Here is a 22,044-nt window from a genome sequence, read left to right as displayed (position 1 = left end):
CCCGCGGCCGGTCGGCGCTCCGGCCCGGACAAGCAGCGACGACCGGATCGGTAGGCTGTCGGGGTGAACGAGCTCCTGCACCCCGCCCCGCCCGCGATGCGGACGACGGGGACGGTGCGGGTGGTCGGCTCCGGACTGCTCGGTGCGAGCATCGGCCTCGGCCTCGCCTCGCGCGGGGTCGACGTCGTGCTCGACGACGCGTCCCCGGCCAGCCTCTCGCTCGCCATCGACTACGGAGCGGGACGTGCCGCCTCCGCCGAGGACCGCCCCGCACTGGTCGTCGTCTGCGTGCCGCCGGACGTGGTGGCGGGGGTCGTCGAGCGGGAGCTCGCCGCGCACCCCGACGCCGTCGTCACGGACGTCGCGAGCGTCAAGACCGAGCCGCTGCGCGACCTCCGCGCGCGCGGCATCGACCTCACGCGCTACATCGGCTCGCACCCGATGGCCGGCCGCGAGCGCGGCGGCCCCGTCGCCGCGCGGGGCGACCTCTTCGTCGGACGCCCGTGGGTGATCTGCCGCGACGGCGAGACGACCGCGGAGGCACTGGCCCGCGTCGAGGCCCTCGCGCTCGATCTCGGTGCCGCGATCGTCGAGATGGGTCCGGAGGAGCACGACCTGTCGGTCGGCCTCGTCTCGCACGTGCCCCAGGTCGTCTCCTCGCTCCTCGGTGCGCGGCTGCTCGACGCGCCGAACGCGTCGCTCCGCCTCGCCGGGCAGGGGGTGCGGGATGTCACCAGGCTCGCGTCGTCGGCTCCGGAGCTCTGGGTGCAGATCCTGGCGGCCAACCGCGGGAACGTGGTCGAGGTGCTCGACGCCTTCCGGGACGACGTCGCCGCGTTCGCCGACGCCCTGCGCGACCTGGACGCTCCCGGAGCGCGACGCCTGCTGGCCGAGCACTTCGCCGCCGGCAACGCGGGGGTCGCCCGCCTGCCCGGCAAGCACGGCCAGGACCAGCGCTTCGCGACCCTCATCGTCCTGATCGACGACGTGCCCGGAACCCTGGGCCGTCTCCTCGTCGAGATCGGCGAGGCCGGCGTCAACATGGAGGACGTGCGCCTCGAGCACGCGGAGGGGCGCCGCGTGGGCCTCGCCGAGATCTCGGTGGTGCCCGAGGCGGTCGGGCCCCTGACCGAGGAACTGACCGCACGCGGCTGGAGGATCGCCGGATGAGCACGGAGCAGAACAGGCAGGAGGGCGGCCTGAACAGGATGACGCCCGCCCGCAGAGCCCAGCAGAGCATGCCGGAGGAGGGCGGAGCCGCTCCGTCGTCGACCCGCGGTGCGCGCGCCGACGAGTCCGCCGACTTCGGCGACGCGGTCGTGGTCGCCGTCGACGGCCCCGCCGGGAGCGGCAAGTCGAGCGTCTCGCGCGAGGCGGCCCGCCGCCTCGACTTCGAGTTCCTCGACACGGGCGCGGCCTACCGGGCCCTCGCCTGGCACGCGCTCGAGGTCGGGCTCGACTTCGACGACGAGGACGCGATCGTCGACGCCCTCGACGGCTTCGACTACTCCATCGGCACCGACCCCGAGTCCTACTCCGTCTGGGTCGGCCGGACCGAGGTGACCGCGGCGATCCGCGAGCCCCGCGTCACGGCCCGGGTGTCGGCTGTGGCGAAGGTGCCGGAGGTGCGCCGACGGGTCACTCTGCTCTTCCGGCGGATCATCGGCGAGACCCGCAAGGCGGGCATCATCGTCGAGGGACGCGACATCACCACGGTCGTCGCGCCGACGGCGGCGGTCCGGATCCTGCTCACGGCGAGCGAAGAGGCTAGAATGGCGAGGCGTTCGCGCGAAGTCACCACGGAATCCGCGCAAGCGACGGGTCAGGCACTGCGGTCGAGGGACCGCGCCGACTCCCAGGTGGTCGATTTCCTCAACGCCGCAGAAGGAGTCACTCTTCTCGACTCCACTCATCTCGACTTCGAGCAGACCGTCGACGCGGTCATCGCCGAGGTCAATACCTCGAGAGCAAGGGCCGATCATGGCACAGGACACGCGCGTCGGTGACGACGAGCTGAACTTCGGAGACGACGACCTCGTCGAGCGCCTCGGCGACCTCGACGAGCAGCTCGTCTCCTCGCGCGCGAACGCGCTCCGGAGCGGACTCGAGGACTACGACCTCGACGACGAGGACCTCACCCTCCTCGAGTACTCAGGCGAGGACTCGGACGAGGTCCGCTATCTGCCGGCTCTGCCGGTGGTCGCGATCGTCGGCCGGCCGAACGTCGGCAAGTCGGCGCTCGTCAACCGGATCCTGGGGCGCCGCGAGGCCGTCGTGGAGGACACCCCCGGAGTGACCCGCGACCGCGTCTCCTACCGCGCCGAGTGGATCGATCGCGCCTTCACGATCGTCGACACCGGCGGCTGGGAGCCCGACGCCCGCGGCATCGACGCCTCCGTCGCCGCGCAGGCCGAGATCGCGATCGACCTCGCCGACGCCGTGATCTTCGTGGTCGACGCGAACGTGGGAGCGACCGCGACCGACGAGCACGTCGTGAAGCTGCTCCGCAAGACGAAGAAGCCGGTGTTCCTCGCGGCCAACAAGGTCGACGACGCCCGCCAGGAGCCCAACGCCGCCACGCTGTGGTCGCTCGGGCTCGGCGAGCCGTACCCCGTCTCGGCCGTCCACGGCCGCGGCGTCGCGGACCTGCTCGACACGGTCCTGAAGACCCTGCCGCTCGAGTCCGCCGTCGCCAAGCGCGAGGTCGGCGGGCCGCGCCGCGTCGCGATCCTCGGCCGGCCCAACGTCGGCAAGTCGAGCCTCCTGAACAAGGCCGCGGGGGAGGAGCGGGTCGTCGTCAACGAGCTCGCCGGCACCACCCGCGACCCGGTCGACGAGCAGGTCGAGATCGCCGGCAAGGTGTGGCGCTTCGTCGACACCGCCGGCATCCGCCGTCGCGTGCACCTCCAGCAGGGCGCCGACTTCTACGCGTCGCTGCGCACCTCGACCGCGCTCGAGAAGGCGGAGGTCGCGGTCGTCGTGATCGACGTCTCCGAGCCGATCTCGGAGCAGGACGTCCGCATCATCGACCTCGTGCTCGAGTCCGGTCGCGCTCTGGTCCTCGCCTTCAACAAGTGGGACCTGCTCGACGACGAGCGCCGCCGCTACCTCGAGCGCGAGATCGAGAAGGACCTGGCGCACGTCGCCTGGGCTCCCCGCGTCAACATCTCGGCGCGCACCGGCCGCCACCTCGAGAAGCTGGTCCCCGCGCTGGAGCTGGCGCTCGAGTCGTGGGACACGCGCATCCCGACCGGCAAGTTCAACGCGTTCCTCGCCGAGCTCACGGCGGCGCATCCGCACCCGCTGCGCGGAGGCAAGCAGCCCCGCGTGCTGTTCGGCACGCAGGCGTCCTCGCGGCCGCCGACATTCGTGCTGTTCACGACCGGATTCCTCGACCCCGGCTACCGCCGCTACATCCAGCGCCGACTGCGCGAGATCTACGGTTTCCAGGGATCGCCGGTGAACGTCAACATGCGCGTGCGCGAGAAGCGGGCGCGCTGACCCCGGCTCCCTCACCTCCGGCCCGCCGGGATCCTCGGATCCGGCGGGCCGGAGGCGTTTCGGGTGAGTCGAGTCCTCAGGCGTCCGCGGTCTCGGGCGCGTCCGCGGTGAGCGGCCACCAGGCCGGCAGGACCTGGGCGAAGGCGTCGAGATAGAGTTCCGGGTCGCGAGGAGCGGGCAGGCGCAGCCACTCCTCCATCAGCGCGGCCGAGCCGGCCGAGATGTAGGACGCCGCGCCGCCGGGGAGGCGGCTCTCGTGCGGAACCGTCACTGCACCGCTCTCGACGGCCTCGCTGACGGATCGGCGGAACTGGGCGGCCAGCATGACGCGGATACCCGAGTCCCCTCCGACGTCGTCGAAGGCGCCGAGGTAGAGGTCGCGGTGCCGCTCGAGGTGGTCGAGGATGCGGAGCGTCGCCTCGCGGTTCGATGCGCCCGCCGGATCGCCGTCGCCCAGCCTGGTCACGTACGCGACGCGGATGCGCTCGAGATCGGTCAGGAGCGCCGCCGTCAGCAGTTCGGCGGCGGACGCCGCGTGCGCGTAGAAGGTCGAGCGGTTCACTCCGGCGCGGTCGGTGATGTCCGACACGGTCAGACCCGACACGGCGCGCTCGGTGGCGAGCTCGATGATCGCCCTGTGCAGCGACTCCTGCGATCGCCTCTGCCGCGCGTCCATGCCGCCTCCCGTGCCGCCCGTCCGGCACCCGGTGGTTCCGGGGCGCAGGCGCTCAGCGATTCTACGCAGGCGCGGGCCCGGCTCGTTTTCACTTCCGGCGTCGCGACCCGCTAAGATAGTCGAGTTGCCCGGGCCACGTGCTCGGTCTGCCACGGGCTGTGGCGCAGCTTGGTAGCGCACTTGACTGGGGGTCAAGGGGTCGCAGGTTCAAATCCTGTCAGCCCGACAGCAAGCCCTGGTGAGAAGCCTCTTCCACCAGGGCTTCGTTGTGTCCGGAATCGTTTCGCCGACCCGACAGCGGCGGGGTAGCCGACTCCGGCCGGCGGACTCACTCAGCGGCCATCCGCTCGTCTCGCAGCGCGGGCGAGCACGGCATCTCGCGTGGCCTGGACCGGCGGCCGGGAGCGGGGTCGAACGCGCAAAGCCGCGAGGGCCGGAAGCTGCACGGGTCCAGTCTGCGTAGTTCGAAGTTTCTGACGGTTCCGCGCGTAATCATTCCAGCTGACGAACCTCCGTAGCCTTCGCCTTGCGGGCCTACAGCCGCATACGTCTCCGGACGAGCCGGTCGAACCCGGGAATGGGATTGAGTCGACATCCGCAGTTCCCCTGACGGGATTGGCTGGCGCTTAAGTACGCATGACATCGGCGGAGCGGAGGGAGTGCGTCGTCGAGGAGGCGCACCCGGGCCCTCTGTCACTCCGAAACTTGCAGCCGTCGCAGCGATCTGAAGGTCGACGGCGCCCATCTCATCGACACGGTCCGATCCCTTCTCCGCCCGAACCGGGCGCATTCAACCAAGTTCTACCGTCCCGCGGATTCGGTGGGCAGGTCAACTTCAGTCAATGAGAATCGGTACCGCGGCCCGCTCGCTACGGCAGCTTCGCCCAGCTACTCTAGAGGTACCCCGATTCTCAGTGAGAGGGCTTCGATGAGCAGTAGGATCAACCCCGTCCGGCGGACGGAAGAACTTGTCGTATCTTCCAATTTCATCCGCGCCGTGCGCGAATCCGGCTACGTCAATCTCGCGACGGCTCTTGCGGAACTCATCGACAACTCAATCCAAGCAGGGGCAAGCGATATCGACCTCACGATCGCGCGACCGGAAGACGCGGTGCATCCTGTGATCGAGGTGCTCGACAACGGCGTCGGAATGGACCGACGAGAGCTCGAACTGTGTCTTAAGTTCGGCGGCTCCTCTCGCTTCGATCGACGAGAGTCTTTTGGCCGCTTCGGAATGGGCTTACCTGCAGCATCCCTCAGTCAGGCGCGCCACGTCGAGGTCGCAGCGTGGCAAGACGGCGCCCCCGCCCTAGTTGTTGCTCTCGATGTTGATGCGATCGTCGCTGGAGACCCTCCCGCACTGAGGGCAAGGGTCGCGGCGCCTCCGTCGACGCCGTCCGGCTGTCGGGTGACGTGGCGGATCTGTGATCGTATCGAGTATCAGCGCCTTGGATGGCTGGAGCGTTCGCTTCGCCGCGAACTCGGGCGGATGTACCGGAGATTCCTGTCCGATGGATTGAAGGTTTCACTCAACGACCGGCTGCTCGAGCCCGACGATCCGATGATGATGTCTACGTCCATTGAGGGTGAGGCGGCAACCCTTGCCTTCGCGCCACTTGCGTACGAGCTTCGAACACCTGATGGCGGTTTGGGCTGGGTGCACGTCCGGTTCGCGAGTCTTCCGGTGCATCGCTGGCACGATCTCGACAAAATGACGAAGCGGCGGATCGGAATCGTTGGTGGGGGCGGGATCTCGGTACTTCGCGCCGGAAGAGAGATCGCCCACGGCTGGCACCTCATGGGAGGTAAGCGCCGAGAGAACTATGATGACTGGTGGCGCTGCGAGATCGAGTTTGAGCCGGCACTTGACGACCATTTTGGAATCACCATCAATAAGCAAGGCATCCGTCCCTCCGCAGAACTACGCGAAGCGCTCGAACCCGAACTCGAGTCGATCGCGCGCATGCTCAACGCCCGAGTTCGGCAATCGTTCGAGGATGTGAAGTTCCAGGCCGCCGCCGAAATTTCCTGTCGAGTGGCTGCGACGGCCGATCCGGACCTCCCCCTAATGGGAGGCGGCCGTGGGCACGCAAGAGGCCCACTTTCATACCGGATCAGCACCACTCAACTCACTCCCGATTTGCTGTTCGCGACTTCTCTCAACGACAGCACTCTCGAAGTGCAACTCAACGTCGACCACCCGGCGTTCCCTGCGCTCTATGCACCCCTGCAGGGGCTGTCCGAAGGAGCCGGTGTCCAACTCCGCACTGCTGTGGAACTGCTTCTTCTCTCCCTCGCGCGAGCAAGCCTCGACAGTGGCAACGGAACAGATCAACTTCTGGCTCGATGGAGTTCGACCTACGGACGAATGCTGCAGAAAGTATGACCGAGTCGAAGTATCTGCCGCTCAGCCTTCCTGCCGGGTCCAGTCGCGCCGAGCGGGCGAAGTATCTCCGGCTCTGTCGCCTGCTCGCCGAGTCACCCGCGCCGGGATCGACGCATGCTCAGTGGCTGGAGCGCGCAGGACTAGGAGACACATACGCTCAGCCGGCTCTCGCGGCCGCCGCACACACTGCGATTGATCTAGTAGACCAGGGATGGGCTGTCCAGGTGGACCGACTTGGCCCGCTTTTTTCGCCGCCTGCTGCCCATGGAGACCGTGACGCCGAGAAGTCGCGCATCCGCGCCCAAGAGCATCTCAGGCGCGACGAACAACTCCAGCGACCAAGCGTGCGACGCTTCGTGCAAGGCATGGAGAAACCGCACGAGTTCCGCGATTCACTGGTCTCGATTTTCGATCTGATGCGCGATGGGCGAGACCTTGTGGACGCACTTGACCGCGACCCAACAGGGCGCAGCGCGATTCGGCCTTACGTGCAGGTGGTTGACGACTCCATCTGTAGCTTGACTGGTTTCAGACTTCACGATATATGGCGGTACTTTCGCCATACGTGGTCGAACGCCTACGCGACGGTGCCAGGTCGCTCGATGCCGATCCTCGTTCGCGACGCGGCCACCCCTCATCACTCCGTGATCGGACTCGCCGCCATCTCGAGCCCTGTCGTCCAGATTGCCGAACGCGACAGTTGGATGGGCTGGGAGACAGACGAGTTCCTCCACTCGATCCAGAACGAGCCCACCGACGAGCTTGCGATTTGGGTAAGCCGGCGGATCGCATCCCAAATCGACGCAATCTATGTCGAGGACCTACTCCGTGGCGGCGTGCTGCAGCCCACGGACATCGTGAAGCCAACTCAGGAACTCGTCGCGCGCCTCAAGGCGGACGCGGAACGATATCGGCAGCGTCATCATCGGTCGACGACGATTCGCGAAGTCCGCAACATCCAGCGCGACGCTTGGGTCGCTCGCGCCGAGACAGACCTCTTTCGGAGCAAGCGGTCGGCGGCCCTGGCTGAAGCGCTCGACATTCACATGGCACTGGGCTCGTACCTTCGCCCTCACCCGTCCGCCGAGGGGCTTGTCGCGGCATTGGCGGATCGCAGAGCCTACGCGCAACTCCGCCGGCTGATCCGCCGCGCTCGCGGCGAACGGGTCGGAACCGTCATCGCGGACCTCACCGTATGCGGTGCGGTCGCCCCCTACAACGGACTCACGGCGGGCAAGCTCGTCGGGGCGCTCGCAGTATCACAGACCGTGTTGGCCGCATACAAAGAGAAGTACAACCGGCCAAGTGAGATCGCATCCGCCATGGCGGGCCGACCCATCGTGCGCGAGGCCCGCCTCTCTCTTATCAGCACCACATCGCTGTACGGAACGGGGTCGAGCCAGTACAACCGGCTGTTCTGGTCAGCCGACGTCGTCGGTGGTGACGAGGGCACGCGCATGGGCTTCCATGAGCTGGGACGGTCGCGGTCGTTCGGCACGTCGCACTTCACAGACGAGACGGTCGAAGCTCTGCTTCGTCTTTCATCGCTGCGCGATTCGTCCGTACGTGTGAACAGCCTGTTCGGTGAGGGCGTGAGCCCGCGGCTCCGCAAAGTACGTCTCGGTTTTGCCGCGCTTGGCTGGCCGTCGAACGAACTTCTGAAGCACGGACGTCAGCGGATTCTTTATGGCGTGCCTCTAGTGCGAAACCTCCGGGACTACTCGCTCGGGATCGATGACGATCCTGAGTACCTCCTTAGTCCCTTCCTTCCTGACGGCGATCAGCGAATCGCAGAATGGTGGCTGGACCGTTGGGCGCTGCGGCGGGCCGAGCGGCCAGAGATTCGCGACGCCATGGTTCGACACCGTCTGACTCGTCCCGTAACGCACGGCGCTCGAGTACAGCTTCCTTCCGAGGATGGCGACTGGCCGAAGTTGGCCGCAAACGCGCATTGATCACGCAGGAAACGGCACAGAAGTGCCGGCGCCCCCCACCTGCCGTTCCTTCGATACCTGTTTTTGTAGGGGGCTGTTCGGCGTAGTCACTTCAGGAATTCCAGCACCTCACGAGATGCGTTCGGGAGACTGCGCGCGATGATCAGGTCGTCGACGAACTTGACGCGTTCGGAAGTCTCCTCGGCCACGCGATGCAGTTCGGGCGTGGGAGCCACTTTGGGTGTCAGGGGGCCATGGACACCGATCAGCGCTCGCTCCCCGCTCGACTTGGTCGCAAGGATGGGAACGACCACTTGACCGATGCCGGTGACGTGGATCTGGGCGTCGCGTTCGAAATGAACGTCATCCGCGCCGGACCGATCGAGGTCCTCGAAAAGACGCTGTACGGAGCGGTCGACACGTGCGGGCGAAAGCTCGGGGAGCGTGCCTTCGAGCAGGTAGCGCAGCAGACTGGCGCCGACATGGCGGTCGAGTTGGGTGTGCTCGAATCGGTTGCGGAAGCTCCGAAGGCACCTGTAGCAGGATTCTTCGCACTCAGCCGGGCACTCGACTAGTCGCTCAAGTGCGAGCTCGAAGATCTTCCGTCCCAGCTGGCTCACCTGCTGAGTGAAGCCAGCGCCGCCGGACAGGGTGTCGTAGAGGTAGATTTCGGCTTCACGTCCGTGCCCGCCCCATTGGGTGAGTGCCGGCCGGAACTCCGCTTGCAGTTCGCTGGCCTCGATCTGGAGGTGCTTCGCCGCCGCAATGGTGATTGCCTCCGCGGCGGTACGCAGTGCGACTTGAGAGGACAGATATGACGGTCGGAGTGTCACCGGGTCGGAGACCGTCAGTCGGATCAGCAAGACATCCGAGAAGAAGTCCGTGCCGAGCACCAGACCTCGGGAGGCTCGACCGCCTGGACACATCGGATCCTTGTCAGGGAACGGCTTGGCATGCGTTCCCGCGAGCAGTGGTGTTGGCATCGCGGTCGGTTCAATGAGGCCGCACCATGTGCAAAAAGTGTAGCCCTCGTTGTTCGGGCCGGTGTTGGACACCAGAAGCTTCTGGTGATCGAAGTTGAGTTGAATGCGATCGTTCACCTGCTCCCAGAGTTGGGCATTCCCGGGGCCGTCGGCGATGAGTTTGGCGCGGGTCGCGTAGCTCACGGCTGGTGCGTCGTCAGGGCTCGTGCCAGGCGGTTGGCCAATTCGATGCGCGAATCCTGGCGGACGAAGCCAATTCATGCCGGGACCGAAGCGGTCGCCCATGCAGGCAGGGCAGACGTCCGTGCGCCCACGATCCGCCTGCTCCCACGGGGTGTGGATCGCGTAGTGGCAGTCCTGGCACTCGAAGTAGATGCGACGATCGTTCCAGGCCTCTGAGAGCTCCTTGCGCATCGGGGAGTAGAGGGCGCCAGATGTCCACTCGCGCTTATCGACCCAAACGACTTTGCCGGGCGCGTACTGACTCAGGGCGACGGTAAGGCCCTGACTTGGCGCGTACTGGAATGCTGGACGGTATGGGGTAGACCGATCCTCGTCGAATACGTGGAAGCTGACGACGTCGGTCGGGAAGGCGTAGCGCGGGAGCACGCCCTTATAGAGCAGACGATCGAGAAGCTTGTCTCGCGCGCGCTGGGAGCTCAGCTCCTCGCCACTGTCCTCAGCAACATCAGCTTCATCCGCTGAGTCTGCTCCTGCCGCTCCTGTGCCCTCGTCCGAAGTTTTGTCATCGGCTGGGGGAGTCTGGTCGGGTGCCGGCTCGGCGATTGTCGGCGCGGTTCGGATGTCGAGCGCATCATCGATGCCGTGAAGCGTTGTGGTGACCAGGCTGGCCAGTACTTCGTCTCGATGGTCACCGCTGATCTCGCTTGGAAGCCAGTCGTCGACTTCGGCGCGAAGCGTGGCTGCGTTGCTCACGAGCCAACTCTCGAAATCTGTCCGGTTGAGCGTCGCTGAACTCGACAGGAAGTCGCCAACCGAGCCAAGCACTTCGAAGAGGTTGGCGGGCATCGTGGTCGGGTCGATGTGCGGGACTCGGTCTTGATGATATCGCTGCAGCAGAAAGGCGGTGATGTGCCGCTTGGCGATCTCCACGTTGTCGATAGTAAGGACGGGGTCGGCGACTTCTCCGCTCACCATCTCGGCTGGCTCACGGAAGTAGTGGTCGTCGTGCGTGTCGGCGCTACCGAACGCAATCACCGTTGCCACCGCGTTGCCGCGGCGCCCCGCCCGACCGGCACGCTGCTGATAGTTGGCTCGTGATGGAGGCATGTTGCGCAGTGCGACCCCGCTCAGCGACCCGATATCGATGCCGACCTCCATCGTGGTCGTGCAAGACAGGAGGTCGATCGCGACTTCTGGTTGCTCTCCTGGTGCGGGCACCACGATGTTCACGTCCTGGAACAGAAGCTCGTACATCTCTGCCTTCGAGAACACGTCGTCGCTCTGAGAAGAGTTCAGCTGGGCGGTGTGCTCAGCTGCAACGACGCTCATGACCTCGCCAGGTGGCATCGCAAGGGCGCGGCGCGAACTTGCGCGGTAGTAGCCCTTGCGAGCTTGGAAGACTTCGTCCGTCTCTGCATCGAGTGACCTCACCTTGTCGGCGCCGCAGGAGATGCAGGTGATCCGGCCGGGGAAGTGGCGCTGGGTGGAGCGGCACCGCTCGCAGTAGCCCCAGACGGTATCGAGGTCGAGCGCGACCGTGCGGGCGGCGAGCTGATACTTGTCGCCGACCTTTTGACAGAACTTGCTCTGCAGCACGGGCAGCCACTCGGCATCGAAGATGCGCCGAGCCTCACGCGTGCCGAGCCAGGTCGTCAACTTCGTGAACTTACCGCTCACGGCCTGCACCTTGGTGCCCTTCCAATCCGCACTCATCGCGGAGAACCAGATACCGGGGCGAATCCAGAGCGACAGCCACATCCGGACCAGCGCGAGCTTCTCATCCTCGGTCGTCGCGACACCAGGAATGTCGACCAGTTCGGCGAGCACGGAGTTCTTCAGATTGCCCCGCTCGCGGAGGGAGGCAAGGCCGAGCGACGTGAATCCGTAGTAGCGGCTCGTGAGCGCGGGGACCAGGCTTCGCAGAAGCGACTGCGGTGGCGGATCCTTGATGGCGTACAACTGCATGAACTCCGCAGGATCGCTCAGAGCGCCGCGCTCGAGCGACTCCGAGACCTGCGTGAAGGCCTCGAAGTTCTCCGTACCTGTGAGCTCAGGGCGGAGGCGAACCCCCAGCAGCTTCGCCCCCACCATCGCGACCAGGTAGAGATCCTCAAGGCTTATGGTCGGCGCGACAGGGTGCTTCGATAGCTCGCTCCAGCCCTTGAGGATAATCGGCCGCACGGCGTCGCGGAGTGAGTACTCCTGGACATTTGGTGCAAGGCGAGCGGCAACCTGTCGCGAGTCGGAGAAGGCGAGCACCTTGCGGCCTCGGAGCGGAGCGAAGTCGTCGGCTGGCTTCGGCCCGGGAGGCTGCACCTCGATCTGACGACTCACGAGTGCTCGGAAGGGCTCGTCACCCTTGGTTTGATGGTCTTGAACGCTGGTGCGACCAAACAGTGCGTGGTCGCCGCACACGCCACATGGGTTGAACTCTCCGGGTTGCTTCTGCCCGCCCGCAGGGTCGGCATCTGGTTGGTGCCCGTCGTCTTGCTGGAGTCGCACCCAGACCCTGCGCCAGCGATCACCGAGATCGTGCGGGTTGAGGCGACCGGTAACGAGGTCGAGTTCCTTGAGGACGGCGTTGCCGACATCGTCGGACGGCTCTTCAAGAAGCAGATCGATCGGTTCGAGCGCTGCGATAGGCCCCGACGCTGTCTGGAAGGCACTGCCAGGCTCCTGCCACAAGAACGAAGGATTGGCGACGTCGTCCGTGTACGCCCGTGCATACGTAGCGCCGCATTCGCGACAAGTGAATAACGCAAAGACACGCGCACCGCAGTCGCAGGTGCTTCGGGGCTGGCCATACATCGCACCGACGGGCCCCTTCGGGATTCCGCCGCGGTCCACAGAGCAGTCCTCATCGAGGCACACCCAGATGCCAGGAAGGCCCCGGAAGAAGGCGTGCACGCGGCACGGGAGCAGCCCCGCATCGTCAGACTTAAGGCGAGCGGCGCTCGCGAGCGCGATCAAAGTGGAGGCGGCGCGCTCCGCCTGCGTTGGGTCGATTCCCGGGAACGCGTGCGCGCCCAGCGTGTGGACAGGCAGCGCCTGCTTCATCGTCTTGTTGATCAGAAGGCTGAGTGGGGCGTATCCATTCAGTGCGCGGAACAGGAGGGCGCTTGAAGAGGTTTCGGCGTCGTGAGCGACTTCCCGGTACTTCAGCAGCGGAGCCAGCGCCTGCGTTCGCGCCTCGTCCGTCTCCGCGTTGTAGTAGGCGTCCATGGGAACTGAGGCCAGCACTTCAGCATCTTCAAGCGACCCAGGTTCCGCTGAGTTCCGCAGGTCGAGCGTGCCGGTGACCGCGTCAAAGTCGCTCACGTCCTTGCCGGTCAGCTGCGCGGCGAACGCCTGGGCCTTCTCGGCTCCCGAGAAGCTCGCACTGGTGGCGATGACCTGAAGGCGATCGGCGGGGATATCGAGCCTCGCTCGCAGACGTCGCATCAGGAGCGCAACCTCGGCGCCTGCCGCGCCGCGGTAAAGGTGTGCCTCATCGACGATTAGGAGGAACTTCTCCTCCGGGTTGTCCCGTAGCCACTGCCGCGTCGCATCGAAGATGGGACGCTCGAGGGGCCGCATCAGCATGTACTCGAGCATTGAATAGTTGGTAATGAGCACATCGGGCGGCCAGGCCAGCACCTCGTGGCGCGTGAGGAGCTCGGCGTCGCCCGGGAGCATGACCGCGCGCTGGAAGGCACCGGTCTTCGAGTCCACCCAATGTTGTCCACTCGACCCGTACCAAGCCTTCAAGTCCGGCTTCGCCGGCCACTTGCCGCGCGCCTTCAGCTCGCCGACGAGCTGCGCTGCGCGCTTCTGCCTGGGCGAAGCCGGCTTCGCTGCTTCGTCGAGGAGAGCGATGTAGTACTTCTCCAGCGACTTGAGTCTGGTTCTGTCTTTCGCAGCAGTTCGCACACCGGGATACAGGGTTCTACTCGTGTAGCGCGCGAAGCGTGCGGGTCGATCAGCCCACGTTGTGAACTGGCTCGTCACCCGCCCATCGCCGAGAAGCAGTCGAAGGCGGCCAAGCTGGTCGTTTACGAGCGCGTTCATGGGATAGAGCACGAGGGCGCGGACTCCGGGCGCCGCGAACGACTTCGGCCGATTGGCGGCTTCCTTGGCAAGCTTCGCCAGCATCGGGAGCAAGAAGGTCTCTGTCTTGCCGGAGCCGGTACCGGTCGTGACCACGAGACTCCTCCCGGACGCCGCAGCCTCGAGCGCGGACGCCTGGTGTGTGTACGGAGGATCGAAAAGCAGCGGCGCGTGGTTGTGCTCCGTCGACGTCAGTCGAGCTAGTAAATCCAGTACTGCCTTGTCGAGCGTGAGGTCGGCGAACTGCCTGCCCGGGGTGTAGCGGGGGGTGCTCTCAAGGAACGGGGTTTGGAAGGTGTTGCCGTGCTGATCGAGGAGCACCCGCCGCTGACGGATCAATGACGGATGGCCGACGTGATATGTCGCTTCGATGTACTCGCGGAGGGCGTTCCTGATTTCGTCCGCCGTCTGAGCAATCGTGAGTGATCGTCCTGTCATCGTCCCTGCACTTCCTTGATTCTCGTCATCCACAGCGATTTCGAGAGAAGCCCCGTGAGTGAATCCTCAGCATCGAGCGGAACCCGATACGTGAGGAGCGCACCCTTTGATCGGCTCATCGGAATTCCGACAAGCGTGATGTATCGCTCTGCCCATGAGGGTAGCGGAGCGAAGAGGTCGAGCAGTCGACTGCCGTCGGGCAGTCCGGCCGAGCGGATCCTGAAGACCTGTGGTTGGCCTCGATGATGATCGATGGCCGCTTGGAGATGGCGGGCCTCGTCCCACCCCGGCATAACTGAGGAGTCGACCGGGAAGTCGAGAACAGCGCGCGGAATCCCGCCCGCGACATAAAGGACACACCACACCGGTGCGCCATATGCCTGCGGGCGTCGGCCAACGAGCATGCCTTCATCGTGAGAGGTGAGTTCCCGCCAGCGACCGACGTAGTACTGCACCTGTGTCGTTGGATCGATGATCTCAAGCCCCTGTATCTCGCCGGGCATCTGGTGCTGGCCAAGCAGGCGGGCAGTTCGCTCAATGAGCGATGAAGCAGGCTCTTCGCGAGGGACGCGTGCCCATTGCTCGGTGGTCAGACGATGAAGCCCGGCGGCCACCAACGAAGCCGCGGCGTTGTCCGTCTCGAGCATCAGGAACCGCGTGTGGGCTTCGTACTCCACCGGGGCTCCGACGATGGACTCGTCGACAATCGGACTTGCGTTTGGCCTGACGCCGAGCAGCAGGTGCCGGCTTGGTCGAACTGTCACATACGAGGGTGGGGCGAGGTAGAGCTGGCGCACACCTGATTCCACTGATCGCAGTTCGAGAAGATCGCCAACGCTGACGACAAGATCGAGTGCTTCGGCGACTAGGTCGCGCTTCAGGTCCGGTGAGAGCGGACGTAGCACTTCGAGCACCGCGTCGACGAGTTGACGCGGCGTCGCGGGACACAGCAACGACGCTGCACGGCGGATGGACGTGCACAATCCCTCTATCGAGAGCAACCCGATCGCTTCGTGGTCGAGACCGAGCAACTTGACCGCCGTTGCCTCGAGGTCCGTCTGAGTCAGTCGCTGCATGCTCATCCGACGCCTCCTGCGACTTCTTCGACGGTACCGAGCACGGCGAATCGTGCCGCGCGCACGAGCACGGGGTCAGTCATGACCGCGCGGAGGTACTCATTGCGTTCGCCCGTTTCCCACTCGAGAAGCTCGCTCGGGGAACTGGCGAGTTGGAGGAGGAACCGGGCGCCCTTGAGTTTGTTCGGCATGCCCGACGACGAGATGAGCGCCCCCGCTGCCTCGCTGAACCCTTCGATAAGAAGCGCGCGGGTGTCCCACTCCCACAGGTGGTTCGCGATCGCCTGCGCGGCGGCGCGGTGCACAGGCCTCTCGCCAACGAGTGTCTGGGCTCGGTCGAGGTCGACATCCGCCGCCGCCCGCGTCGCAATTTGGCCCTCAAGGCTCACCCATTTGCCAGGCGTGAGCAATCCCACAAGCGCTCCAGTGATCGCGTCGAGGACCCGACGACGCTCGCGTACTCCGAACGGATGGGCAGGGAGCTGCGCGTTCTTCCACAACTGGTGACCCTTCATGAGTCTCGTGCATTCGACCAGAGACTTCTGCGTGGTAGGGATCGATGGCGTTGCGTCACCGGCGGCAATCAGTTGGGTCGCGTCGGGGGGAATGATCTGCAGGGCTCGATCCTGATCGTTGCTGGCAACGAGTAAGCCGCCGCGTGGCGGGCCTGAGAAATCCTGGTCGGCCGGCTGCGGCTGGCCGCTGAGAGGGCGTTCGACTGGATAGAAGACGACGTCGACTGGGTCGCCATCGGTGCGGTCGATGAGACGCGCAATGTAGCCGTTGTCGCGATGCCGCCTTGAGATAACCCATCGCAGCCCCTGAAAGCCGCGCTCACATCGGAGCGTGGCGAACCCCACGCCCGCCTTGCTGACGGCCAGCTCGGCCGTGTCTGCTGCGTCGTAGTGACGAGCAATCTGGGGCTGCTCGCGCAGCCGAACAACGAGACGTTGCCAGTCACTGCCCGTGACCGGGAGCCGGAGATTCTGGCGGTGGATTGCCAACTGGGCGCCGCCGCCACCGCGAAGGGTGAGCGCGAGTTCGGCGCCCGCGTCACTCGGCCCATCGATCTCTAGGAGCGCTCGACCATCCCAGAGTTCAGGAAGACTCGGCTGCGCGGGGAAGCTGCGTAGTCGAATACCTTCGCCTGCGAGGCCGGCTTCGCTGTGCACATCCGGATCACGGATGATCGCAAGCAGGGACCCCTCGGTCTTGGGGTTCTCGCCGTTCGGGTCAACTGACACAACGATCTCGTGTGTCCCCGCGGCCAACTCCCCAAGCGAGAGGAACAGCTCGGACTCGCCCTCCGGCCAGTCGAGTAGGTAGGGATCTCCGTTGATGTGCAGGCCGACCTTTTTGGGCGAGTGTTCGGCATGGATTGCAATCAGCACCGATTCGCCTGACAGCCACTCGGCGATGCCGTCGCCATCCCAGCGGCCCGCCACAACCCCGACTGGGCGCACTCGGATGTCGGAAACTAGCGAGATGCCAGCTTCGACCAGCGCCGCAGCGTCCGCCTCACTGAGCGTGGCGGGCACGCTCAGGACATAGGCACTCATGCCCTCAAGGGCGATGTCCACCTTGACGCACCAATCAAGCGCCGGCGGGGATAGTGCTTGGTCGCCGAGGATACAGTAGGTGGCTCCGGGCCGAACGAACTTGCCCTTTACTTCGCCCGCGGGTGCTCCTGGCTTCTGGCGAAAGACCCACCATGGCCCCTGGGTGATCCGGCATTGCTCAGCGAGCAGGAGGTTGACCTCGTCCGATGCGCGTCGCAGTTGCAGGAATGGCTGGGGCGGTGCAGGCCAACGGGTGAGTTCGATCGGTGACGTGGCGTATAGGAGTCCACTGGTGGGGATCTCCTGACGGGCGCCCGCAACGACCGCACGTGAATTGCGTAGCGCCTCGTACAGGCGAGGCATGGCATGCTGCAGGGGTCTGAGATCCGGCAGGATCGCGAATGCTCGCCAGAGGCCGCCGGCGTCTTCGCGCAATTGAAGCGGCGGGTCAGTTGTAGCCGGACGCCGGGGTCGAAGACGCGTCAGGTCTTCCTGGGCGTCCGGAGGTCTGAAGTTGTGGGTGCGGATGCTGCTGGCGGAGCGCCGAGCTTCTAAGAGCCACCGCCGCGACTGGCGCTCCGAATTGAGGCTCTCGACAATGCGTGCGAGGGCAGTCGACTCAATCAACGGTGAATCTGTGTGTTCGTCAGTGATGAGCAGGGCTACCGCAAGGCGGCCAACGATCTCCGTGTTTTGGCAGAACTTCTCGAGGCGGTCGCCGTAGTACCGAGACCATGCATGCAACCGAGTGCCCAGGGCCGAGGGGTCGTCGAGCAAACTCGGCCAGCTCGCTCGGTAGTCGGACAGCATCCTCGCGAGTTGCACCTGGAGATACCGGGGGAGGACTGCATGGGTGATCGGCCAGGCAATCTTGCTGAAGGTTCGCGCCCAAGCACCCTGCGGGATAGCACCTCCATACTGCTGCGAGAACTTGACGAACCAGTTGCGGACGCGATCTCGCTCGTAGTCGCTGTCGGCCCAGCGGAGAGTCTTCGAGGCGTAGATCGGCCAGTACTCGACTCCGTCGTAGATATAACCAACCTCGGCGGCATGCACCACGAACGGGAGCCAGGAGTTTCGGCTCGCGGCCGGCATCAAGCCCAGTCGATGCGCGTCGCCTACTGCTCTGGTCAAGAGCTTGCGGTCGTTGACGCTCAGGCCGTGTTCGAGTGCGAAGACAGGCGCTGGTAGCTCAAGATTGGCGCGGCGCACAGCCAATGCGGTGAAGTGAGCGTCAAGGTTCGCATGTAGGTACTCGATCAACTCAATCGGGCTTGCGCGGGCAACGTCCTCCAACGCGATCACCTCCTCTGTTGCTCGAGTCGCCATCCCACACGATGGATGTGCCTCAGTCTGCCCGAGCGCACCGACACTCCACGCTGCGAAAGCGTGCGTGTCCGCCAGGACGGGCTTGCCGTATTGCGTCTCTGGCGCACTTGAGTCTTCTTGAAGCCTGCCGGTGTGGCGGATGTCGACACGCGCGATCTGTTTTTCACAGAGTACGAAGGAGCAGGGAGTGGTAGGAATCGAACTGGTCGAAGACGACGACGTGGTTGTGATTGACGATCGCTCAGCCATCGAACGATTCCTAGATCACGTTGGTCTCGTCACAAGGTCGCGTGAGTTCGACCAGGGCCAGTTCCGCACCGTCGGGAAGACGGGTGCCGCTGGCCTTTGGACCGCCTCCAGTGTCGTGGAGCAGTCGGTGATGTACCTCAAGCTGACGCCCGAGTTCGCGAAGCGACTCAAAGATGCGGGCAGTCTGGTGAAGACCAAGACTAGGGGTATTAGCCATGCGATGCTCTGGGAAACGGGCAAGACATCACTCAAGTGGGTACAGGTCGAAAGCGGCCCGGCGTCCTTGCTCACGGACCCCGCGGTGCTCTCCGGCGTGGGGGGCTCATGAGCCAGTTCACCCAAGCGCCGGGACCTGGCCGGGACCTGTTGCATGCAAAACATACATCCCATGAGGTGGAAACAGGCTCCCTACGCGGCAGAGCCGCCCGGGAAATCGGGGAAAACGGCTGAACGGTCTACCTGGGGGTCAAGGGGTCGCAGGTTCAAATCCTGTCAGCCCGACAGCAAGCCCTGGTGAGAAGCCTCTTCCACCAGGGCTTCGTTGTTTCCGGGGGCGTTCCGTGTGCCGCTTCGGGCGATGATCTGCTCGCGGCGGGGTCGGTACGCGCTCAGCGGCCATCCGTCGTTCGAGCGGTGTCGGCCGGGAGCGGTGGCCGCCCGAGCGGGGCGGTCCGCGGCCGCTCCCGGCCGACGTTCTGCTCGCGGTCTACTCGGCGGAGACGCGGATCAGGATCTTGCCGGTGGTGCCGGCCTGGACGGCGTCGTGGGCGGCGGCGGTCTCCTCGAGGGGGAACCAGGTGAGGGGGAGGCCCGCGTCCTCGCCGACGGGGAGCGCTCCGTCGATCAGCGCGGCGGTGATGTCCTCGGCGGCGGCCTTCAGCGGCCCGGCGCCGACGGTGTAGAGGAGCAGGCCCTGCCAGCGGGCGTTCTTGGCGAAGCTCGGGACGATCGGGATCGTGAACTCGTCGCCGTTGTTGTTCGCGTAGTACCCGATGCTGCCGTGGTTGGCGAGCACGTCGACGTCGAGGGCGGCGTTCTGCGCCGGAGCCACCTCGACGATCTGCTGGACGCCGTCGGGAGCGATCTCGCGGATGCGGTCGGCGAGCGCGTCGTCGGGGTACTGCAGGACGTGGTGGGCGCCGGCCGCGGTCGCGAGAGCGGCCTTGGCGTCGCTGCTCACGGTGGCGATGACGGTCGCTCCGGCCCACGCGGCGAGCTGGATCGCGGCGTGGCCGACGGCACCCGCTCCGCCCTGAACGAGGACGGTGCGGCCGGCGAGGGCGCCGGGGGAGAGCCTGGCCGGGCCCTCCTCGTGCACGGTCAGGGCGCGGTGCGCGGTCATCGCCGGGACGCCGAGGCTCGCGGCGACGTCGAAGCCGATGCCCTCGGGGAGGCGGACGACGCGGTCGGCGGGAAGCACCGTGTACTCCTGCGCGCTGCCCGTGGGGCGCTGGTGCGCGGCGAGGAAGAACCAGACGCGGTCGCCCTCGGCGAGGTCGGCGACGCCCGCTCCGACGGCGTCCACCACTCCGGCGCCGTCCTGGTTCGGGACCACCTCGTCGAAGGCGAGATCGCCGTCGGCGCGTGCCTTCCAGTCGGTCGGGTTGACGCCGGAGGCGACGACGCGGACGCGCACCTCGCCGTCGCCCGGAGCGGCGGGCTCGCGGTCGACGAGGGACAGGACGGACGAGGGGCCGATGGAGGTGTAGACGATCGTTCTCATACGGGGTGCAAGACCGGGCGGACGCCGGGCATTCCCCGTCGGCAGCGGGCGTGCGCGCAGGCGACCGCCCGGACTACCCTTCCGCCATGAGCAGGATCTTCCGCACGGCGGTCGCCGACGTCCATCCGCACTACGTGGCGAAGGTGGAGAAGAAGGGGCGGACCGTCGAGGAGCTCCACGAGGTCATCCGGTGGCTGACCGGCTTCGACGAGGCCGAGCTGCAGAGGCACCTCGCCGAGCGGACGACGTTCGAGGACTTCTTCGCGGCGTCGGACCTGAACCCGAACGCCGTGCTCATCACCGGCGTGATCTGCGGGATCCGCGTCGAGGACGTCGAGGACCCGCTGATGCAGCGCATCCGGTACCTCGACAAGCTCGTCGACGAGCTCGCGAGGGGGAAGGCGATGGAGAAGGTGCTGCGGCCGTCGCCGACCGCGGTGTCCTGACTCCCGGCTCCGTGCGCGCCTACTTCCCGATCTTCGCGTGGCGACGGGAGTAGGCGAAGTAGATCGCGAAGCCGATGGCCAGCCAGATCAGGAACCGCAGCCAGGTCTCGATCGAGAGATTGAGCATCAGGTAGGTGCAGATCAGCGCCGACAGCCCGGGCAGCCACGGGTTGAGCGGGACGCGGAAGCCGCGCTTCAGGTCGGGGCGCGTACGCCGGAGGACGATGACACCGACCGAGACGAGCACGAACGCCGACAGCGTGCCGATGTTGACCATCTGCTCCAGGACGCCGATCGGGGTCAGCCCCGCGAGCAGCGCGACGACGACGGTCACGGCGAGGGAGGTGACCCACGGGGTCCGCAGACGCGGGTGCACGGTGGCGAGGCGCTGGGGGAGCAGGCCGTCGCGCGACATCGCGAAGATGATGCGCGTCGCTCCGATCAGCAGCGTGAGCACGACGGTGGTGAGGCCCGCGACGGCGCCGGCCGAGATGACCGTCGCCATCCAGGTCTGGCCGTGGTAGGCGAAGGCGTTGGCCAGGGCCGCGGAGGGGTCGAGCTCGCGGTAGGGGACCATGCCGGTGACGACGAGGGCGACCGCGCAGTAGAGGACGGTGCAGATCGCGAGCGAGGCGATGATGCCGATGGGCATGTCGCGCTGCGGGTTCCGCGTCTCCTCGGCCGTCGTCGCGACGACGTCGAAGCCGATGTAGGCGAAGAAGACGAGGGAGGCGCCGGCGATGATGCCTCCGATGCCGAAGGTGGCGGGCTCGATGCCCGAGAGGAACTGGAGGAGCGGCTGGGCGAGACCGGAGGCCGACTCCGTGGGCGCCGACGGCGGGACGAAGGGCGAGTAGTTCGCCGAGTCGATGAACTGGATGCCGGCGATGATGACGAACAGGACGATGAAGAGCTTGACCGCGACGAGCACGAGGTTGACGCGGAGCGACTCCTTGATCCCGAAGGTCATGAGGCCGCCGAGCACGAGCACCAGGAGGATCGCGGGCAGGTCGACGACTCCGCCGTAGGAGATCGAGGGGGGCAGCACGACACCGAGCTGGCCGAGCAGCGAGCCCAGGTAGGCGCTCCAGCCCTGGGCGACGACGCTCGCGCCGAGGAAGAGCTCGAGGATGAGGTCCCAGCCGATGATCCAGGCGAACAGCTCGCCGAGGGAGGCGTAGGAGAAGGTGTAGGCGGAGCCGGAGACGGGGACCGTGGAGGCGAACTCGGCGTAGCACATGGCCGCGAGGGCGCACGCGAAGGCGGCGACCACGAAGCTCAGGACGATGGCCGGGCCGGCGATGTCGTGCGCGGCGCGTCCGGTGAGAGTGAAGATGCCGGCGCCGATCACGACGCCGACGCCGAAGACCGTGAGGTCGAGGGCGGACAGCGACTTCTTGAGTCGGAACTCGGGCTCGTCGGTGTCGGCGATCGACTGCTCGACGGACTTGGTGCGGAGGAGGCTCACGGTGGTT

Annotated in this window: 13 protein-coding genes and 1 tRNA gene; 8 read left to right on the top strand and 6 right to left on the bottom strand. The window is 66.0% G+C overall.

All coding sequences use genetic code 11. From position 1 onward, the window contains the following. The first annotated feature begins 96 nt into the window (after nucleotides 1-96). Genes ASF46_RS10185 through der form a run of 3 tightly spaced genes read left to right on the top strand, consistent with a single transcriptional unit; the run spans nucleotide 97 to nucleotide 3,501 of the window. Nucleotides 97-1,170, top strand: a complete 1,074-nt coding sequence (locus ASF46_RS10185) for a prephenate dehydrogenase (protein ID WP_055794995.1) — start codon at nucleotides 97-99, stop codon at nucleotides 1,168-1,170. After that, nucleotides 1,167-2,006, top strand: coding sequence for a (d)CMP kinase (gene cmk, locus ASF46_RS10180; RefSeq protein ID WP_235576896.1), 840 nt, complete (start codon nucleotides 1,167-1,169; stop codon nucleotides 2,004-2,006). The genes ASF46_RS10185 and cmk overlap by 4 nt, the downstream gene beginning before the upstream one ends. After that, nucleotides 1,981-3,501, top strand: coding sequence for a ribosome biogenesis GTPase Der (gene der / locus ASF46_RS10175; protein ID WP_056867355.1), 1,521 nt, complete (start codon nucleotides 1,981-1,983; stop codon nucleotides 3,499-3,501). Before cmk ends, der begins: the two co-directional genes overlap by 26 nt. A gap of 76 nt (nucleotides 3,502-3,577) precedes the next feature. Here der and ASF46_RS10170 read toward each other — a convergent pair whose 3' ends face one another. Then, complete coding sequence (locus tag ASF46_RS10170) at nucleotides 3,578-4,177, bottom strand: TetR/AcrR family transcriptional regulator (protein WP_056867354.1); 600 nt, start codon at nucleotides 4,175-4,177, stop codon at nucleotides 3,578-3,580. A gap of 152 nt (nucleotides 4,178-4,329) precedes the next feature. On the opposite strand from ASF46_RS10170, the gene ASF46_RS10165 reads away from it, so the two are divergent. The 3 genes from ASF46_RS10165 to ASF46_RS10160 all read left to right on the top strand — a co-directional run bounded on the left by ASF46_RS10165 (nucleotide 4,330) and on the right by ASF46_RS10160 (nucleotide 8,518). Beyond that, a tRNA-Pro gene (locus ASF46_RS10165) sits at nucleotides 4,330-4,403 on the top strand. 702 nt (nucleotides 4,404-5,105) lie between these two features. After that, nucleotides 5,106-6,563 carry an ATP-binding protein gene (locus tag ASF46_RS18800; protein WP_082485346.1) on the top strand — a complete coding sequence of 486 codons (1,458 nt, stop codon included), beginning with the start codon at nucleotides 5,106-5,108 and terminating at the stop codon, nucleotides 6,561-6,563. Further along, complete coding sequence (locus ASF46_RS10160; protein ID WP_056867353.1) at nucleotides 6,560-8,518, top strand: Druantia anti-phage system protein DruA; 1,959 nt, start codon at nucleotides 6,560-6,562, stop codon at nucleotides 8,516-8,518. The genes ASF46_RS18800 and ASF46_RS10160 overlap by 4 nt, the downstream gene beginning before the upstream one ends. Nucleotides 8,519-8,604: 86 nt before the next feature. Here ASF46_RS10160 and ASF46_RS10155 read toward each other — a convergent pair whose 3' ends face one another. Genes ASF46_RS10155 through ASF46_RS10145 form a run of 3 tightly spaced genes read right to left on the bottom strand, consistent with a single transcriptional unit; the run spans nucleotide 8,605 to nucleotide 18,127 of the window. Beyond that, entirely contained in the window at nucleotides 8,605-14,187 is a 5,583-nt protein-coding gene (locus ASF46_RS10155; RefSeq protein ID WP_056867352.1) for a DEAD/DEAH box helicase, read from the bottom strand. Further along, nucleotides 14,184-15,269 (bottom strand): hypothetical protein, encoded by a 1,086-nt coding sequence (locus tag ASF46_RS10150; protein WP_056867351.1) that lies wholly within the window; start codon nucleotides 15,267-15,269, stop codon nucleotides 14,184-14,186. Before ASF46_RS10150 ends, ASF46_RS10155 begins: the two co-directional genes overlap by 4 nt. Beyond that, nucleotides 15,266-18,127, bottom strand: a complete 2,862-nt coding sequence (locus ASF46_RS10145) for a hypothetical protein (protein ID WP_056867350.1) — start codon at nucleotides 18,125-18,127, stop codon at nucleotides 15,266-15,268. The genes ASF46_RS10150 and ASF46_RS10145 overlap by 4 nt, the downstream gene beginning before the upstream one ends. 211 nt (nucleotides 18,128-18,338) lie before the next feature. Here ASF46_RS10145 and ASF46_RS10140 point away from each other — a divergent pair, with 211 nt between their 5' ends. Continuing rightward, a complete protein-coding gene (locus ASF46_RS10140) occupies nucleotides 18,339-18,728 on the top strand; it encodes a hypothetical protein (RefSeq protein ID WP_056867349.1) in 390 nt (129 codons plus the stop codon). A gap of 378 nt (nucleotides 18,729-19,106) precedes the next feature. Here the strand turns inward: ASF46_RS10140 and ASF46_RS10135 are convergent, their stop codons facing one another. Beyond that, on the bottom strand, nucleotides 19,107-20,123 hold the full coding sequence (locus ASF46_RS10135; RefSeq protein WP_056867348.1) for an NADPH:quinone reductase: 1,017 nt from the start codon (nucleotides 20,121-20,123) through the stop codon (nucleotides 19,107-19,109). Nucleotides 20,124-20,209: 86 nt separating this feature from the next. Between ASF46_RS10135 and ASF46_RS10130 the strand changes: the two genes are divergently transcribed. Continuing rightward, the gene (locus ASF46_RS10130; protein ID WP_056867347.1) at nucleotides 20,210-20,569 is read left to right on the top strand and encodes a DUF2200 domain-containing protein; all 360 of its coding nucleotides are present in this window, start codon (nucleotides 20,210-20,212) and stop codon (nucleotides 20,567-20,569) included. A 19-nt stretch (nucleotides 20,570-20,588) separates the two neighbouring features. Here the strand turns inward: ASF46_RS10130 and ASF46_RS10125 are convergent, their stop codons facing one another. Then, nucleotides 20,589-22,037, bottom strand: a complete 1,449-nt coding sequence (locus tag ASF46_RS10125; protein WP_056867346.1) for an amino acid permease — start codon at nucleotides 22,035-22,037, stop codon at nucleotides 20,589-20,591. Nucleotides 22,038-22,044: the final 7 nt, after the last annotated feature.

It is taken from the genome of Rathayibacter sp. Leaf296 (assembly GCF_001423045.1).
Classification (GTDB): Bacteria; Actinomycetota; Actinomycetes; order Actinomycetales; family Microbacteriaceae; genus Rathayibacter; species Rathayibacter caricis.
Note: the sequence above shows the minus strand (reverse complement) of the source record. Positions and strands in the feature narration are given on the sequence as shown.

What these genes read in the sequence shown, in the direction of transcription:
- ASF46_RS10185 (WP_055794995.1), top strand. Translation starts at nt 97, where the DNA reads ATGCGGACGACGGGGACGGTGCGGGTGGTCGGCTCCGGACTGCTCGGT.
- cmk (WP_235576896.1), top strand. Translation starts at nt 1,167, where the DNA reads ATGAGCACGGAGCAGAACAGGCAGGAGGGCGGCCTGAACAGGATGACG.
- der (WP_056867355.1), top strand. Translation starts at nt 1,981, where the DNA reads ATGGCACAGGACACGCGCGTCGGTGACGACGAGCTGAACTTCGGAGAC.
- ASF46_RS10170 (WP_056867354.1), bottom strand. Translation starts at nt 4,177, where the DNA reads ATGGACGCGCGGCAGAGGCGATCGCAGGAGTCGCTGCACAGGGCGATC.
- ASF46_RS18800 (WP_082485346.1), top strand. Translation starts at nt 5,106, where the DNA reads ATGAGCAGTAGGATCAACCCCGTCCGGCGGACGGAAGAACTTGTCGTA.
- ASF46_RS10160 (WP_056867353.1), top strand. Translation starts at nt 6,560, where the DNA reads ATGACCGAGTCGAAGTATCTGCCGCTCAGCCTTCCTGCCGGGTCCAGT.
- ASF46_RS10155 (WP_056867352.1), bottom strand. Translation starts at nt 14,187, where the DNA reads ATGACAGGACGATCACTCACGATTGCTCAGACGGCGGACGAAATCAGG.
- ASF46_RS10150 (WP_056867351.1), bottom strand. Translation starts at nt 15,269, where the DNA reads ATGAGCATGCAGCGACTGACTCAGACGGACCTCGAGGCAACGGCGGTC.
- ASF46_RS10135 (WP_056867348.1), bottom strand. Translation starts at nt 20,123, where the DNA reads ATGAGAACGATCGTCTACACCTCCATCGGCCCCTCGTCCGTCCTGTCC.
- ASF46_RS10130 (WP_056867347.1), top strand. Translation starts at nt 20,210, where the DNA reads ATGAGCAGGATCTTCCGCACGGCGGTCGCCGACGTCCATCCGCACTAC.